This window comes from Paenibacillus tabacirhizosphaerae (assembly GCF_040812395.1).
GTDB lineage: Bacteria > Bacillota > Bacilli > Paenibacillales > NBRC-103111 > Paenibacillus_E.
Window position 1 is genome coordinate 261042 of record NZ_JBFNXH010000001.1, and the last position, 14728, is coordinate 275769.

The following is a 14728-nucleotide window of genomic DNA, read 5'->3' on the forward strand; positions in this document are numbered from 1 at the left end:
GGTGATTGGATTGTCGGTACTTATGCTCTGAACCCTTACATGGCTCGGTCTCTACCTCATCACATTATTGCAGTACAAGTACTACATTAACGAATCTGCGGCACATCTCCTCGCTTCTATTTAGATTCAACAACAACTTCCCTGGTATTATCGCGTTGAATGCTCAACGGAACCACACCTCTCTTGTTTCACCGTCAAAAATAGTATGTCCGATTTCATTTCATTTATTCAAGTGTTCAAAAATTAAAATAGAGGCTGCCCTTTCGCAGAAATTCTACGTCGAGCGAGCCTCTTGTTTACTTGCCTTTTTTTCTCGAATAATACAGTACGCCTAAATAATGAGCTCCAGTGAACACGGTAAGGATCCCGAAGAACAATAGGAATCCGCCTTGGCGATCCCGGAAGAACAGTTGAACAACAAACAGCGCTAATGAGATCTCGCTCCAGAGCAGCGTTCTTTTTTTGAGCATTGTCAGATCGGCTGTACTTCGGCTAATTTTGCGAAGGTTCATGATCGTAAGTCCTGCCAGTACGATAACCCCGATAAGTATAACTAGTATGTAACCTGCATTGCCTGACATGCGACTCCCCCGATTCTTAAAGTGTATCCATCGTTTATTTCCACATTATAACGAACTTATAGGCATTATGGCTATATGTCTAATAAGAAAAAGGAAATTGGCTTTTTCTGTGGAATATTTTTCTCAAAAGTATGACTACACATAAGCGAGGAGCAGATTTCATGCCGAACATAGTTTTCAGAGAGCTGGAGGAAGCCGACATCCCGTCACTCATGAATATTTACAATCATTTCGTAATGCATACAACCGTTTCTTTCCATACGGAACCTGTAACGCTGCCAGAATTTACGGAGAGCGTGGTTCATATCAATCCGCGTTTCCAAACTTTCGTTATCACGCTGGATGGCAGCCTGCAAGGCTATGTGCAGCTGATGCCGCACAAGAAGAAACAAGCCTACGACACTACTGGCGAGGTAACGATTTATTTGGATCCTCTGTGTGTAGGCAAAGGTATAGGGACAGCCGCTCTTCAATATATTGAGCATTTTGGGAAGCAAAACGGCTTCCACGCGCTTATTTCCACGATTTGTGCGGATAACAGCCGGAGTATCCAAACTTTTACGAAAATTGGCTATTCGCAGTGTGCTCACTTCCGTGAAGTCGGTTTCAAGTGGGGACAGTTTCTTGATATCGTTACTTTTCAGAAAATCATTTCTTAGTGGTACGAGCCAAAAAATTGTCCATAAGTTTCCAAGTAGATCCGCCATCTACAGTGCTCCATAGTGCGTTCATGCCCAGCAGCCATCCGGTGGAAGACGAAATCACATTCATCTGTATGTTCAAATCCAGCGGATGAAACGTCTCGGGAAATGCTTGCTGGGTCCATGAATCCCCCCCATCTCCAGTCCGCATCAGCAGCCATTGAACCTCTTTCCCGTCCACATAATTGTGCAAGAGCATCCAGCCATCCCGGGCATTCGTAAATGAGAGGGCTTGTGGTGCTAATCGGCCCGGCAGCTTACCTGTTTCCTGCCAAGTTTCTCCATCTTGCATGCGAAATACGTAAGTTTCTTCATCGCCTTTCTTCCCTTGCCCAATCAACCAACCCTGGGTGGGTGAAATAAACGTAACCGTTCCGCCATTTGCTTTGGGCAGAGGGATACGGCTCGAAGCTGACCACGTCAGCCCCCCATCCTGCGTGCGCAGCAGCACCATTTCCTTGACGCCGGTTGCGGCGATAAGCCCGTTTTGACGGTCAAAGAATTGGAAATACGGCTCGTCCCCCAATCGATCCAGTCCTAACAAATCCCGCGCGATGACTTCCCAAGTTCGGCCGCCGTCTGAGGTGAGCCTGAGATTGGAATGACTATCTGCCGAATCGCTAGTGAGCAGCCAGCCCGTCTGCGCATCGAGAAAGGTGAGCATGCAGTTCTGATAGGAGCTTGGGATACTGCTTTGAGGGTGCCATGTTAGCCCGCTGTCCTTTGTTTCTATGAAGAGATCATTCTCCAGTCCTGATGTGAGCCCGTATCCATGAAGATTATCTATGAAAGCGACTGCCTTTGATGGACTTAACGGCGGGTAGGCTTGGGACCATGTTGTCCCCGCATCCTTCGTATGAATCAAATAGTCAGAACGATTCGGCGAGATGCCTACTGCCCATCCTTCGCGCGCAGAAATCAAATCCACTGCATGGATGCTCCATCCCTTATCAGCGCCAATTGTTTGAAAATGCGTGCCGCCATCCTTCGTCATCATCAAGCCGCCATCCACGGGACCTGCCCCGCGGTCAAGCGGGATCCAACCCACTTGGCCCACGAATTGCATATCCGCGGGGGCTGGACGAGCGCTTTGGATGTCATTGATTTGAGTCCAATGCGCTCCCCCGTCTGCAGTCGTAAACAAGCCGCCTCTCATCGTATCCAAATTACTGGTAAGCAACCAACCATGGTTCGCATCGATAAATTTCAGGCCAACGCTATGAAACTGGTTCGTAGCGGCTGTTAAGAAACTCTGTTTGCTCCAGTGAGCCCCTCCATCTGCTGTTCTCAAAATAATCAATTGCGAGGAGGCAGATTCAGGCGTAGCAACGGCGCCTTGCTCTTTAGGCAGCGCGGACTGCAGCGTTCCGATGACCCAGCCCTGACGGCTATCAATAAAACTGTAGTGTTCTGCGCGAAAGTTTTTCAGACCGAAGTCTATGAGTTCCCATTGCGCTCCGCCGTCTTGTGTATGGATTACCTCACCATCCATTTGCATGAAACCTTCGTGCGAATTGATAAACGTAAGCTGAGCAAGCGCCCGAGCGCTATTTGGCTTCTTTCGACTCCATTTCAGTTCCCATGATTGTCCTTGATCTGAGGTGTGCAGCAATTGTTCTTCTTGGCAGCTCATTGTGCCGTCTTGCTCTTTGCATCCGGTCTTTACCGCGGCCCATACCGAGTTCGATTGAACCATCTCTATGGCACTTACCGTAAAAGCGGGGATAGATGCTTCGTGCCAAGAAACACCGCCATCTGCGGTCTGAAGCAGAGTGGGCTCCTGCCCTTCCGTCTCCTTCACCATCATCCCGTTCTGATCGTCGATAAAATCCAATTTAGATAGGCTGTAGGAAGCTGTTTGTTCATCCACCACAACGTCGCTTCTTGCCGCAACCGTGAAGCCTGAAACCGGGGTTTGCTTGGAGGAGACCGTTTCTGTCGGAGAAGGACTCGCTGCTTCTTCTTGAAAGCAGCCTGAGCAAAGCAGAAAGATCAGACAATAGATATATTTCTTTGTGCCTGACATGGCCTCTCTCCTCCCGCTCTATGGTTTACAGCGCTGCGCTTGTTTCGTATATGTAATGACGGTCCTTTCTTTAAAATAGTTCATGAATCCGTATTTTCCCACTGGATAGGATGCCTCCTCTTAACAAAACCTAGAGCATATTCATAATTGTCAGGAGGATTGCCATGACCAAGCGGATGTGGTTTATCGTCATCGTCTGCCTGCTAATTTCAGGCTGTGGCGTTTCCAAAATGAAGCCTTATCAGGATCAGCGATATGCCCAAGAGCCGGATGAACGGACCCATGAGACAACCAATCTTCTTGAAAATAACCCGAAAGAGGAATCCGGGTCCACAAGCGCTACTCCTCTGTCGCCAATTTCCGCACCACCCTTGTCCACACCTGCCGCACCGCCTGCTCTTCAAGCTTCGCCGACGCCAGATCCGGTCAAACCAGCGCCAAGCCCTGCAGGAAAAACAAGACTCAAATCAACCGTACCTTCGCCCGAGCCCGCTAAAAAACCATCCGTTCCCGTACAGCAGAACCAGCATCAAGTACGGGGAGCGCAGAAGAGGCTTACCCTCTCCCAGTTAGTTGTCAAATACCCGGAAACATTCAAGCTGCGCGGCTCTTCACAGGAAAAGAAAGTAGCCTTAACCTTTGATGACGGGCCTGATACCCGATTCACGCCTAAAGTTCTGGACGTATTGAAAGCTAATCAGGTCAAAGCGACCTTTTTCTTGCTTGGCTCTCAATCCAGCGCATATCCGGACATCGTCAGGCGGATCGTCAAAGAAGGGCACATCATTGGCAATCACTCTTACAGCCACGCTAACCTGCCTAAGCTCACAGCGGACAGCTTTCAAAGTCAAATTGAAAGCACGGAAAGCGTGCTTCAAGGACTGATCGGCTACGCGCCCAAGCTGATTCGGCCTCCTTACGGCGCGATCAATGAGGAACAAGTCAGATGGATGGCCGACCACCATTATTTAATTGTCAACTGGAATGTAGATTCTCTGGATTGGAAATCGCTCAAGTCCGATCAGGTACTGCACAATATTATGCAGCAAATGAAGCCTGGCTCTATTATCCTGCAGCATTCCGGCGGGGCGGATAGCCAGGACTTATCCGGGACGGTGCAAGCGCTTGGGCCTCTGATCAGCAAACTTAAAGCAGCAGGCTACTCCTTCGTGACTGTGCCTGATCTGCTTCACGTCGCTAAGAGCAAATAAGCCGGAAGCGCGCCCATAAGGGTGCGCCCCGGCTTATTTCACCTTCAGCCAGCAGATGCGCGGACTTACTCTTGTTCCAGCTCGGCAAGCCTCGACTTGATATCCCGAATCTGCTGAAGCTGCTTATGAGCGATCTCAGTGCTCCATGCGCCTTCACTCATCAACTGTGCCAGCGTCAATTCCAGCTGGCGCTTTTCATTAGCCCTCTCCAGAAGCTCCGGCGAACTCTCCTGCGTCTTGCTCGCTTCCGCGTATTCTTCATACGTGCCTGCGAACGGGATGGGCCTGTTGCCTATCCCAAGCCACAAAAGCCTCGTCGCCAGCTTCCGGACAAAATAACGGTCGTGGGAGACGATAACCATCGCCCCCGGGTAGTGCAACAGTGCCTGTTCGATTCGTTCCCGCGTGTCGATATCCAAATAATTCGTAGGTTCATCGAGCACGAGCAGATTTGCCCCGCTGAAATAGAGCTTCAAGAACGCGACTCTGCAGCGTTCGCCCATGCTTAGATCGGCGATGCGCTTATGCACATCCTCGCCGGAGAAGAGGAAGCAGCCTAGAATCGTTCGCGCCTGGGTCTGTGTCATGGAGGGCAGCGTCAGCAAGCTGTCCAGCAGTGTGGCTTCGTCGTCGAGCTGGTCGAGCGCCTGCGAGAAATAGCCGATCGACGCCTGAGGGTGCTGCCGCACCGCGCCGGCAGCGGGCTGCAGTTGGCCGGCGAGCAGCTTCAGCAGCGTCGTTTTGCCGGAGCCGTTAGGGCCGAGCACAGCCAAACGGTCGCCTCGCTCGACGCTGAGGCTCAGCTCAGCGAACAGCTCGCGGCCGCTGTAACCGAAGCCGGCCCGCTCCATCCTAACGAGCGTCTGCGAAGCAAACTCGCTCGCGCCGAGCTTGACCTTGAGGTGCGCCGCTTCCCGCGGCTTCTCCGCGCGATCTGCTTCCAAGCGCTCCAGCTCCTTCATCTTCGCGTTCATCCGCGAAACATGCGTGCCGGCTCGCGCCTGGAAATAGCCTCGCTGTATCGGCACCTCGGCCGTCCGGGCGATCTTCTCGCCCTGATGGAACCACTGCCGGTACGTGCGTATGCTTTCCAACAGCTGCTCCTTCAGCAGCTGTTGTTTCCGGTAGAGCTGCTCCTGCGTACGCAGCTCTAGTTCTTTCTGGCGGGTATAGTCGGAGTACCCGCCTTTGTATTTACGGCTGCCTGCGGGCGACAGCTCCACCAGGCAGGTCGCCACACGATCCATGAAATGGCGATCGTGTGAGACGAAGACGACGGTGCCCGGATAGGCGCGAAGCCACGCTTCGAGCCCATCCAGCGACTCCGCGTCGAGGTGGTTGGTCGGCTCGTCGAGCAGCAGCAGCTGCGGCTCGCGCACCATCAGACGCGCCAGTTGGGCGCGCGTCTTCTGCCCGCCGCTCAGCTCGCCGAGCGGCAGTTCCCACAGCTCGCGGCCAAGCCCGAGCTGAAGCAGCTTGCGCTCCACTTGGGCTTCCCAGTGATAACCGTCAAGCCCCATGTACCGCTCCGCCGCCTCCTGATAGTCGGCGAGCACACTTTCTATATCTGGTTGCGCGGCATCCTGCATTCGCGCCTCCAGATCCTTCAATGCCTGCTTGGCTGCGCAGTGCTCCGGGCTCCCAGACTCGGCGTAAGCATACGTCGACACCGTTTCGTCCGCTTCGCTCAACTGCCCCATCCAGCCCCAGGCCTCTAGCGGCAACCTGCGTTCTATTGTGCCTTGATCAGGCTGCATTGTACCGGCCAGTAAGCGAAGCAGCGTCGTCTTGCCTATGCCGTTGCGGCCATAAATCGCAATCCGCTCTCCTGTGTGGACCTCCAATTTTACATGCGCGAACAACGGTTTGCCCGCAAATTCTTTCATCACATTCAACGCTTTGATCAGTAATGCCATATGGCTGCGCCCCTCCCTAATTCAACATACAAAAAAACCGCAAGCTAGGCCTACGGTCAGGAAGAACGATCTGAATAATCGCATATGCAAAAACAGCAGCTCCTGAAAAATGAAGGAGTGAGCCCCTTTAGACATACGTATCCTACTCGCTCTACCTGTTTACGCGCAGAGTCTGCTTATCACGATTCATTCGTTACGGCAGTAATGAGTTAGGCTACATTGTACATCGCTCTAAAGGTACCCCCAATTTCTTCAAGATGGTTCTATTTTATCATAGATAGAGCCTCCCGCAAGGGAAAGAAACATTATATGCATTTTATCAGTAACTCTTGCAAGCAGGAGGTTATTTGCGCTACAATTAATTCGTAATAATTACTATTTATGAAAGTAGAGAGGAGCCATCCTGTGTTCAAAATTCCCGTTATTGTGCTTAGCGGATTCCTTGGCAGCGGCAAGACAACACTGCTTCTCCGCATGCTGCGAGAAGCAGATTCATTTGGAGTTAAGCCTGCTGTGCTGATGAACGAGCTCGGCCAACAAGACGTAGACGGCCATCTCTTACAGTCTGCTTCCCCCGAGGTAAAGGTAGAGAAGCTTCTCGACGGCTGCATCTGCTGCAGCAAAAAAAGCGACATCACAGACGCAATCAAGCTTCTGCTCACTCGAAAGCCGGACGTCATCATCATCGAATTGACCGGTGTAGCTAATCCGGAAGAAATCGTCGATGCGTTAACAGAGCCCGCACTTCTGCCTTTTGTGAAGCTGCACACCGTCATAACCGTCCTGGATGCCGAGCATGTGCTTGCATACAACAGTATCTTTGCTTCCGATCGCGAGCTTGTACATACGCTTCGCAGGCAAATGGAAGTAGCCGATCTGCTGTTGCTCAACAAAGTCGATCTCGTCAGCGATCAACAACGTCAAGCAATCGCAAAGACCATTCGTAAATGGAACGAGCGTTCTCTACTGCTGTCAACAGCACACAGCTTCTTCGATTTAAATCTCATCTTCGGATCGCTCAGACAGCTTGAGCAGCCTACGCTTGCTCAGCCCTCATTTAACCGTAAGCTGCAGATCGTCAAAAGTGTACGATCCAACACGGATTCAGCCCACCCCCAGTTATCCTATTCCCGCATTCAAACGGCAACCCTTTCCGCAAATTTCCCGCCATCTATCACGCAACGGATGGTAGAACGTTATCTAGCCAAGCTTGGCTCGCAGTTGTTACGCGCCAAAGGCTATTTTTCTTTGGGTTCCGGCGGTCAGACGTTCATCCTGCACTACGCTGGCAAACGGTTCAACTGGGAGCAGGCGCGCTATGAGGGTGAACCCTACATCGTACTTATCGGCATGGATTTGGATGCAGCTGCATTGCAGCACGACTGGAATAAGTGGCTGACCGCCGCCCCCCGCTGACACATCCCTGTGAAAATAAAGGCAGCCTGCTTGTGTTCAAAAGAACGCAAGAGGCTGCCTTCATCATGCAATAATCGTCTGAATCTGGATATGACGCGATTTGCTCAAATCGAGAAATTCATCATTTACTTTTATCAATGGATTCCCCAAATCGTGAGGATTAATGTACACGACTTCGCCTTGCCGGCCATCAGAAAGAACAACCTGATTGCCGATTAAATGGCGCGTAATATTGTTCAAAAAGAGGGAAACAATTTCCGGCTCTAATTCGCCGAAGGTGCCATTTCGCATTTGCCCGATAATTTCGTAGAACGGCATCGGTTCATGATACGGACGTTTGGAAGACATTGCATGGAAAATATCCGCTACCGCTACAATCTTACTGTAGAGGTCGATTTTGTCGCTTTTCAAACCGTACGGATAGCCTCTGCCATCCTCCCTCTCATGGTGCTGAAGCGCTACTGCGGCAACTCTCGATCCTACGCCTACAGTATCCTTGAGCATTTGGTAGCCATAAAGGCTATGCCGCTTCATTTCTTCGTATTCTTCTTTGGTCAGCTTCCCAGGTTTGTTGAGAATTTCAAGTGGAATCTTGACTTTCCCCACATCATGCAAAGTGGCCGCGAGGCTAAGTGTGGTTAGTTCCTTAGCGCTCAAATTCATCCATTTACCAATTAAGGTCGAAAGTACGCCGACACCAATATTATGCTCATGCGTGTAATCGTCCTTCGCCCTTACAGCTTCAAAAAGCTGAAAGACGTTCGGATTCTCAGTCATTTGTTGTACAGCGGGGATCACTTCTTCGCGAATTTCGAGCAGAGGAATTTTGCGGGTGACTTGAATCGATTGAAATAACTCTTTGGCATGCTGCACGACTTGCGCCATGCGGGTTTCGCTAGAAACCGAAGCTAGCTCCGCATCCGCATCGAAAATGATTGAAAACAGATCAACGCGATGCATCTGCAAAAGCTCAAGTTCTTCGCTGCCAATGATGGACCGCGCGGGGACCAGAACGAGTCCAACTGCATTTACAACGTCCTGCCTTACTCTTCTCCCAAGAATGCTCTTCATTTGGCGATAATCTCCTATGTAACGAATGATTATCCAAATTGTAAACTAGGTTTTACAATATTTACATTCAATTTATATTAAATTTCGACAAAGATTTGATAAATTTTTGCGATTTGCTACCTCGTCTCACGATGCAGCGTATGTTTGTTCAAACGCGGGCAATACTTGCGCAGCTCCAGGCGCCCCGGCTGCGTCCGCTTATTTTTCGTCGTTGTATAATTCCGGTCTCCGCACTCTGTGCAAGCTAACGTCACAGTTACTCTCATTCAGGGTTCCCCTCCTCTTCATCCATGCAGTTCCGTCGCAGTGATATTCGGCAGTAGATCTGCGAAGGCGTTCCAATCCTGCTCCATTTCGGCTGGCGTCAAGAGACAGGCGTCTAGCTCAGCCATGATCGTTAATTTGGGCATATCGATGCCGATGAAGACGAGCTTATTCGTGCGATCGCCGAAGGTCGGGTCCCAGCCCTCCCCTACTTGCGGATCTTCCAGACGAATCTCCTGCTGCTCCGCTTCCGATAATGCCGCTACCCAATATCCCGCTGGTCCGAATTGAATCGAGGGTCCGGCCTGACTCATATTTTGCGCCATATCCGGGCGCGTAGCGAGCCAAACGATTCCTTTCGCGCGGACAACTTCCTCGGGCCATGACTTCATCCATTCCGTCAGGCGTTCCGGATGAAACGGTTTCCTCCGTTCATAGACGAACGAACTGATCCCGTACTCCTCTGTTTCAGGTGTGTGGCGCTCAGCCTGAAGCTCCTGCATCCAACCCGGGGAATTACTCGCCTCTTCAAAATTAAACAACCCCGTGTTCAATATGTCCCGTGGCTCTACAATCCCGCCCTCACTCCGGATAACCCGCGCGCGAGGCTGCAGCTTCCGAAGCACCTGCTCCAATTCGTTAGCGTCCTCTTCTGTGACAAGATCGCATTTGTTCAGGATCAGCACATCGCAAAACTCAATCTGGCTCATCAATAAATCCACCACATCGCGGGTGTCGTCTTCGCTTACTGCTTCACTGCGCTCCAGCAACGTCTCCCCTGACGCATAATCATGCCAAAAGCGATACGCATCAACGACCGTTACCATGCAGTCAAGCCGGCAAAATTGAGACAGATCAATGCCCTGCTCTTCGTCGATATAAGTGAATGTTTGCGCAACCGGAAGCGGCTCCCCAACGCCTGTTGATTCAATCAATATGTAGTCAAAGCTTCCTTCCAGCGCCAAGCGTTCAACCTCGCGCAACAAATCCTCGCGCAGCGTACAGCAGATGCAGCCGTTGGACATTTCAACCAGCTTCTCTTCCGTTCTGGACAACCCGCCACCGTCTCTCACCAATGCCGCATCGATATTCACTTCGCTTAGATCGTTGACGATAACAGCAACCCGTAAACCGCTTCTATTGTTCAAGACATGGTTCAAAATCGTTGTTTTGCCAGCTCCTAAATATCCGCTAAGCACCGTAACGGGCAGCTTGCTTGCCTCTGTTCTCTTTGTTACCATCTCGCAACTCCTTTCTTATATGTAAAAATTACGATTTTATCCGAAAGTAAAAACCTGAATTTCCAGGTTTGCTGAGCTCGCATTTATTTAATCGTAATAATTACTATTTAATAATACGAATTCTGGATCTTTCTGTCAACTCCTTTTACATGCGCAGACTATTATGAAAAGCAAAAAGCTCACGTTAGCCAGTTGAGGCTATCATGAGCTTCTGTTTGTTGTATAGGCCCGGTGGGGGTCGAACCCACAACCTACCGGTTAAGAGCCGGTTGCTCTGCCATTGAGCTACGGACCTGCATGGTTTTATTATTCTAACATGACATGCTTGTTATCGTCAAACTTGCCTTTCGCACCCCCCATTCGGAGATAATTTTTGCGGCGATACATAATTTATCGTTCCTGATTCATCCTAATAAGCATAATTGTCCTACTAGGAGGAGATTTTCCTGAGTTTATTTCACCTTGGTTATATCGTTGTTCTGAGCGTCCCGCTCATTCTCGCCATCATCGCCATGGGCTGGCTCATTTATCACCGCAAAAAAAGAAAAGCACGCTGATACTGGCCAGAAAAGAGAAAAAGCACCCTTTCGGGCGCTTTTGTTCATGCTATGATTTCGTGCCCATTGCCTTAAAAGCGTTCATGAGATCGCTAGATACTAATGCAAATACTTGTTTTGCAATAGCCTCGTTATTGGCAGAGATGGCTTTAGCTACTGCTGCTCGCACCTGTTCATCCGTGATATCCGTTAGCAATGCCTCAAGCTCTGTTTGATCCAAACCCAGTTTAACCACTTGATTCCCCCCTCTCTTGTACCACATCCATCATACCAAAGAATGAAGGAAATAAAAAATCGCGCGCGGAACTTATCGTTCTACAGTGCGGCGCCTAATGTACAGACGGGGAATTGGGTGAACCTGACTTGCAGTCCGAGCAGTATCCGAATATTTCAAACCGGTGGCTTTGGATATCAAAGCTTTCCGGCAAATCATTCACATGCTTCATCGGACAAAATTCGAAGGTTACCGTCTTTTCGCAGCTGACGCAAATCATATGGTGATGGTGGTGCGATTGGCAGCTTGCCTTAAATTTCAAGCCATCGGCCAAATGGAATTGCTCCAATACCCCCATTTCACTTAGCAACCGGAGGTTGCGGTACACGGTATCGAAGCTGACCCCCGGATATTTCTGCTTCATATATTCATAAACGTCTTTCGGCGACAAATAGCTATCCGATTCAGCAAATAAAGCCGCCAGGCTCCTGCGCTGCTCCGTAATTCTCCACCCTTGCCCAGCCATCATCTTCAGCATCTCGTCAATCGTATGCGTATGAGTGCCCACTTACATTACCCCTCTGTCATGGAATGTTCTCTCCTAATAGTGCCGTAAACTATCCACTTGCGTCAAGTGCGCACTTCCTCCGGACATAAGAATTGTCTAAACCCATGCATCCAGGCATGGGGAGAGAATTGGGTATGGGGGTTCCAACCGCTATCGCTTTTCCACCACACCCTTCCCTTCGTATTATCAGGTTAGCCAGAAATAGCTGGTTGGCCTTTTTTCTGCTCGACTTTGTGCTGTCTTCTTCTTCTCTTTTAACTAACCTGTCTTCCATCTGGTATTCCTATCCACGAACACCCCTGTAAGGGTAAGATTCCGAGGACATTTTGCCTTCGCAAGCTTCGCATGAAAACGGAGAAGGTGCTGCCGGACCGCCTATTCCCCATGTACAGCGATATCGACGGAACTACGATGCCTTATTCTACGGTAACGTCCCTTTTCTCCCCCTGAAGCGGAACTAGGGTGCGTTAAATGAACGAAAACGTGCCTAGAACCCAGCATTTCCTGCTCATAAGGTACCGTAGTTCCGCGAAACGTCCCTGCAACCAAAAATACCGCCACATAACGCACCTACGTTCCGCTCACCCGCGCAAAATGACGATCTATCGCAGTCGAGGCGGTATGGGGTGATCCAAACCGCTGTGGCACTTTCCGGATCTTCGGATCTGCTACCTCCATCATATCAAATGCTCGACCACACGATGCGTGCGGAGTCTCTCCGCTCTGCGAGCTCGTCACACACATGCCTGACGACATATGCCTATCTGTTAGAATGGGCATCCCTTACGTTTTAGTTCTGTAAAGGATTTAACATCTGTTAAAAAATTGTCCTATATCCCTTTTCGCGCTCATAGGCTATAATAGTAATAATTATCATTAAGGAGCTTTTCGATGCCAACTACCTTATTTCGCGTGAGCCTGCAAGCCCTGGCTGCCAGTTGTTTCCTCTTGCTTGTTCTCATCCTCATGAACAGAGAGCTTCCCCAAATCTCTCTTCTGACATCCGAGCAGATTCTAAGCTTCAAGACTATGTTTATCAGCATTTTGCTGGAGGCTATTCCGTTTATTTTGTTAGGCGTGCTGCTCTCTTCCTTGCTGCAAACCTTCATCTCCGAGCAAACCATTGCTCGCTGGATTCCAAGAAATCCACTCGTGGGCATCCTGTTTGCCTGCCTGCTAGGCCTTATTTTTCCCATGTGCGAATGCGGTATGATTCCTGTGGTGAGACGGCTCATTCTGAAAGGGATGCCGGTTTACATCGCCGTCGTCTTCATCCTTACGGGGCCGATTATTAATCCGATTGTATTCGCAGCCACCTTCATGGCGTTCCGCAATCATCCGGCAATGGCTTATTCCCGCATGGGACTTGCCTTTGCTGTCGCAGCTGCAATCGGCCTGCTCCTGTATCGATTCATCAAAAGCAATCCGCTGCGCATTTCCCGCGCCCAGTTATCCGGTCAAGCTGAGCTGGAGGGCCACTGGCATCAAGGAAGCAAGATCACCTCTTTTTTCCTGCATGCCTCTGATGAGTTTTTTGAGATGGGCAAATACCTCGTCTTCGGCTCTCTGCTCACCGCGCTCATCCAAACCTTCTTGCAGCGCGAAAGCCTGCTGGCCATTGGACAAGGTCCTCTGAGCTCTCATTTGTTCATGATGGGCTTTGCCTATGTGTTGTCGCTATGTTCCACATCGGACGCTTTCGTCGCTTCGTCTTTCCAGACATCATTCACACCCGGATCGCTGCTTACGTTCCTCGTGCTCGGTCCCATGCTTGATTTCAAAAGCACATTGATGCTTCTCTCGGTATTCAAATCGAAATTCGTGCTCGTCCTGTCGCTGCTGATCGCGATAACAGTACTGGCAGGATCCCTGCTGTTGGAGGTATGGTTATGAGTGACAAGCGGCTGATGAGTTTTCATTACTTCTTTCGCACCTTGATTTTGCTAGGTTTCTCGACCTATATCGTGTATCTGGTCAAGTCGGATGCGCTGCAATACTACATTGCTCCACGCATGATGATCTATGTCAAATATTCGGCCGTTGTCTTATATGTCGTCGCCTGCTTCCAAGGCTACTCCGCGCTGCGGTCTTACTGGGGCCAAAGAGCTGCCTGCGACTGCGAGCATCCGGCCTCCCGTTCCTTCTTGCGCAACACAGTTGCTTACGGACTGCTTGTGCTGCCTCTGCTGTTTGGCTTTCTGCTGCCGAACACTGCGCTGAATAGCGCGACAGCCGCTGCAAAGGGCATGAATCTCTCTGCCGCAAAAGCGTCAATCGCCAAGCTGAACTCAGAATCAGCGACTGGCAAAAGTGAGCCGCAGGAAACGGCCCCTGACGCTATGTCCAGCTCTGCCGGAAGTTCGAGTACGGATGGCGCTGACAAGACCAGTCCTGGCGCAGAAAGCCCCGGAACTCCCCCTTCTCCTGCCGCTACGCCTACACCGACTCTTGCGCCTGCGCCTACAGGAGCAGATATCAGCGATGCTGAGCTCCAGAAATTGTTCCACGCCGATAATGAGTGGGATGAGGACTTTTCCAAAATTGGCATGCAGCTTTATAAAAAGGAGACGATTGTCGTCAAACCGGTCATATATATGGAGATCTTATCGTCAATCGACCTGTTCAAAACCAATTTTATCGGCAAAAAGATTGAGCTTAGCGGGTTTGTTTACCGCGAAGACAACATGAAGAACGACCAATTCGTTGTCGGGCGCTTCGCCGTAAGCTGCTGCTCGGCGGATGCGATGCCTTACGGGGTCATGATTACCTTCCCCACGGCTCAGAACTACACGAAGGACATGTGGGTGAAGGTCACGGGGACGATCCAAAACGGCAGCTATAACGGCAATGATATTTTTACGATTCAAGCAAATAAAATCGAAAAAATCGAAGCGCCGGCTTCCCCCTATATTTACCCGAATTTCGAGCCGCTCAAAGAATTGGATTAGTGAAAAAACCGCCA

The 14728-nt window shown here is 50.3% G+C and carries 13 protein-coding genes and 1 tRNA gene; 5 read left to right on the forward strand and 9 right to left on the reverse strand.

What is annotated here, in order from left to right:
• Positions 1–296: 296 nt before the first annotated feature.
• Positions 297–581, reverse strand: a complete 285-nt coding sequence (locus tag ABRS97_RS01190; RefSeq protein WP_367811068.1) for a hypothetical protein — start codon at positions 579–581, stop codon at positions 297–299.
• Positions 582–742: 161 nt separating this feature from the next.
• Here ABRS97_RS01190 and ABRS97_RS01195 point away from each other — a divergent pair, with 161 nt between their 5' ends.
• Positions 743–1240 carry a GNAT family N-acetyltransferase gene (locus ABRS97_RS01195; protein WP_367811069.1) on the forward strand — a complete coding sequence of 166 codons (498 nt, stop codon included), beginning with the start codon at positions 743–745 and terminating at the stop codon, positions 1238–1240.
• Here the strand turns inward: ABRS97_RS01195 and ABRS97_RS01200 are convergent.
• Positions 1230–3308, reverse strand: coding sequence for a YCF48-related protein (locus tag ABRS97_RS01200; RefSeq protein ID WP_367811070.1), 2079 nt, complete (start codon positions 3306–3308; stop codon positions 1230–1232). The genes ABRS97_RS01195 and ABRS97_RS01200 overlap by 11 nt on opposite strands.
• A 164-nt stretch (positions 3309–3472) precedes the next feature.
• On the opposite strand from ABRS97_RS01200, the gene ABRS97_RS01205 reads away from it, so the two are divergent.
• Positions 3473–4519: a polysaccharide deacetylase family protein gene (locus tag ABRS97_RS01205; protein ID WP_367811071.1), complete on the forward strand. Its 1047-nt coding sequence runs from the start codon at positions 3473–3475 to the stop codon at positions 4517–4519.
• Between the two features lie 65 nt (positions 4520–4584).
• Here the strand turns inward: ABRS97_RS01205 and abc-f are convergent, their stop codons facing one another.
• Entirely contained in the window at positions 4585–6435 is a 1851-nt protein-coding gene (abc-f, locus tag ABRS97_RS01210; protein ID WP_367811072.1) for a ribosomal protection-like ABC-F family protein, read from the reverse strand.
• Positions 6436–6840: 405 nt separating this feature from the next.
• On the opposite strand from abc-f, the gene ABRS97_RS01215 reads away from it, so the two are divergent.
• Positions 6841–7851, forward strand: a complete 1011-nt coding sequence (locus ABRS97_RS01215) for a CobW family GTP-binding protein (protein ID WP_367811073.1) — start codon at positions 6841–6843, stop codon at positions 7849–7851.
• A 63-nt stretch (positions 7852–7914) separates the two neighbouring features.
• On the opposite strand, the gene ABRS97_RS01220 is transcribed toward ABRS97_RS01215, so the two are convergent.
• The 6 genes from ABRS97_RS01220 to ABRS97_RS01245 form a co-directional block, all read right to left on the reverse strand.
• Positions 7915–8922: an HD-GYP domain-containing protein gene (locus ABRS97_RS01220; RefSeq protein WP_367811074.1), complete on the reverse strand. Its 1008-nt coding sequence runs from the start codon at positions 8920–8922 to the stop codon at positions 7915–7917.
• Between the two features lie 116 nt (positions 8923–9038).
• Positions 9039–9188, reverse strand: coding sequence for a 50S ribosomal protein L33 (rpmG, locus tag ABRS97_RS01225; protein WP_367811075.1), 150 nt, complete (start codon positions 9186–9188; stop codon positions 9039–9041).
• Positions 9189–9206: 18 nt separating this feature from the next.
• Entirely contained in the window at positions 9207–10427 is a 1221-nt protein-coding gene (locus tag ABRS97_RS01230; protein ID WP_367811076.1) for a GTP-binding protein, read from the reverse strand.
• A gap of 223 nt (positions 10428–10650) precedes the next feature.
• Positions 10651–10722, reverse strand: a tRNA-Lys gene (locus tag ABRS97_RS01235).
• Between the two features lie 311 nt (positions 10723–11033).
• Positions 11034–11219, reverse strand: a complete 186-nt coding sequence (locus ABRS97_RS01240) for a hypothetical protein (RefSeq protein ID WP_367811077.1) — start codon at positions 11217–11219, stop codon at positions 11034–11036.
• A gap of 94 nt (positions 11220–11313) precedes the next feature.
• The gene (locus ABRS97_RS01245; RefSeq protein WP_367811396.1) at positions 11314–11736 is read right to left on the reverse strand and encodes a Fur family transcriptional regulator; all 423 of its coding nucleotides are present in this window, start codon (positions 11734–11736) and stop codon (positions 11314–11316) included.
• Positions 11737–12657: 921 nt separating this feature from the next.
• On the opposite strand from ABRS97_RS01245, the gene ABRS97_RS01250 reads away from it, so the two are divergent.
• On the forward strand, positions 12658–13659 hold the full coding sequence (locus tag ABRS97_RS01250) for a permease (RefSeq protein ID WP_367811078.1): 1002 nt from the start codon (positions 12658–12660) through the stop codon (positions 13657–13659).
• Positions 13656–14714: a TIGR03943 family putative permease subunit gene (locus tag ABRS97_RS01255; RefSeq protein WP_367811079.1), complete on the forward strand. Its 1059-nt coding sequence runs from the start codon at positions 13656–13658 to the stop codon at positions 14712–14714. The genes ABRS97_RS01250 and ABRS97_RS01255 overlap by 4 nt, the downstream gene beginning before the upstream one ends.
• Positions 14715–14728: the final 14 nt, after the last annotated feature.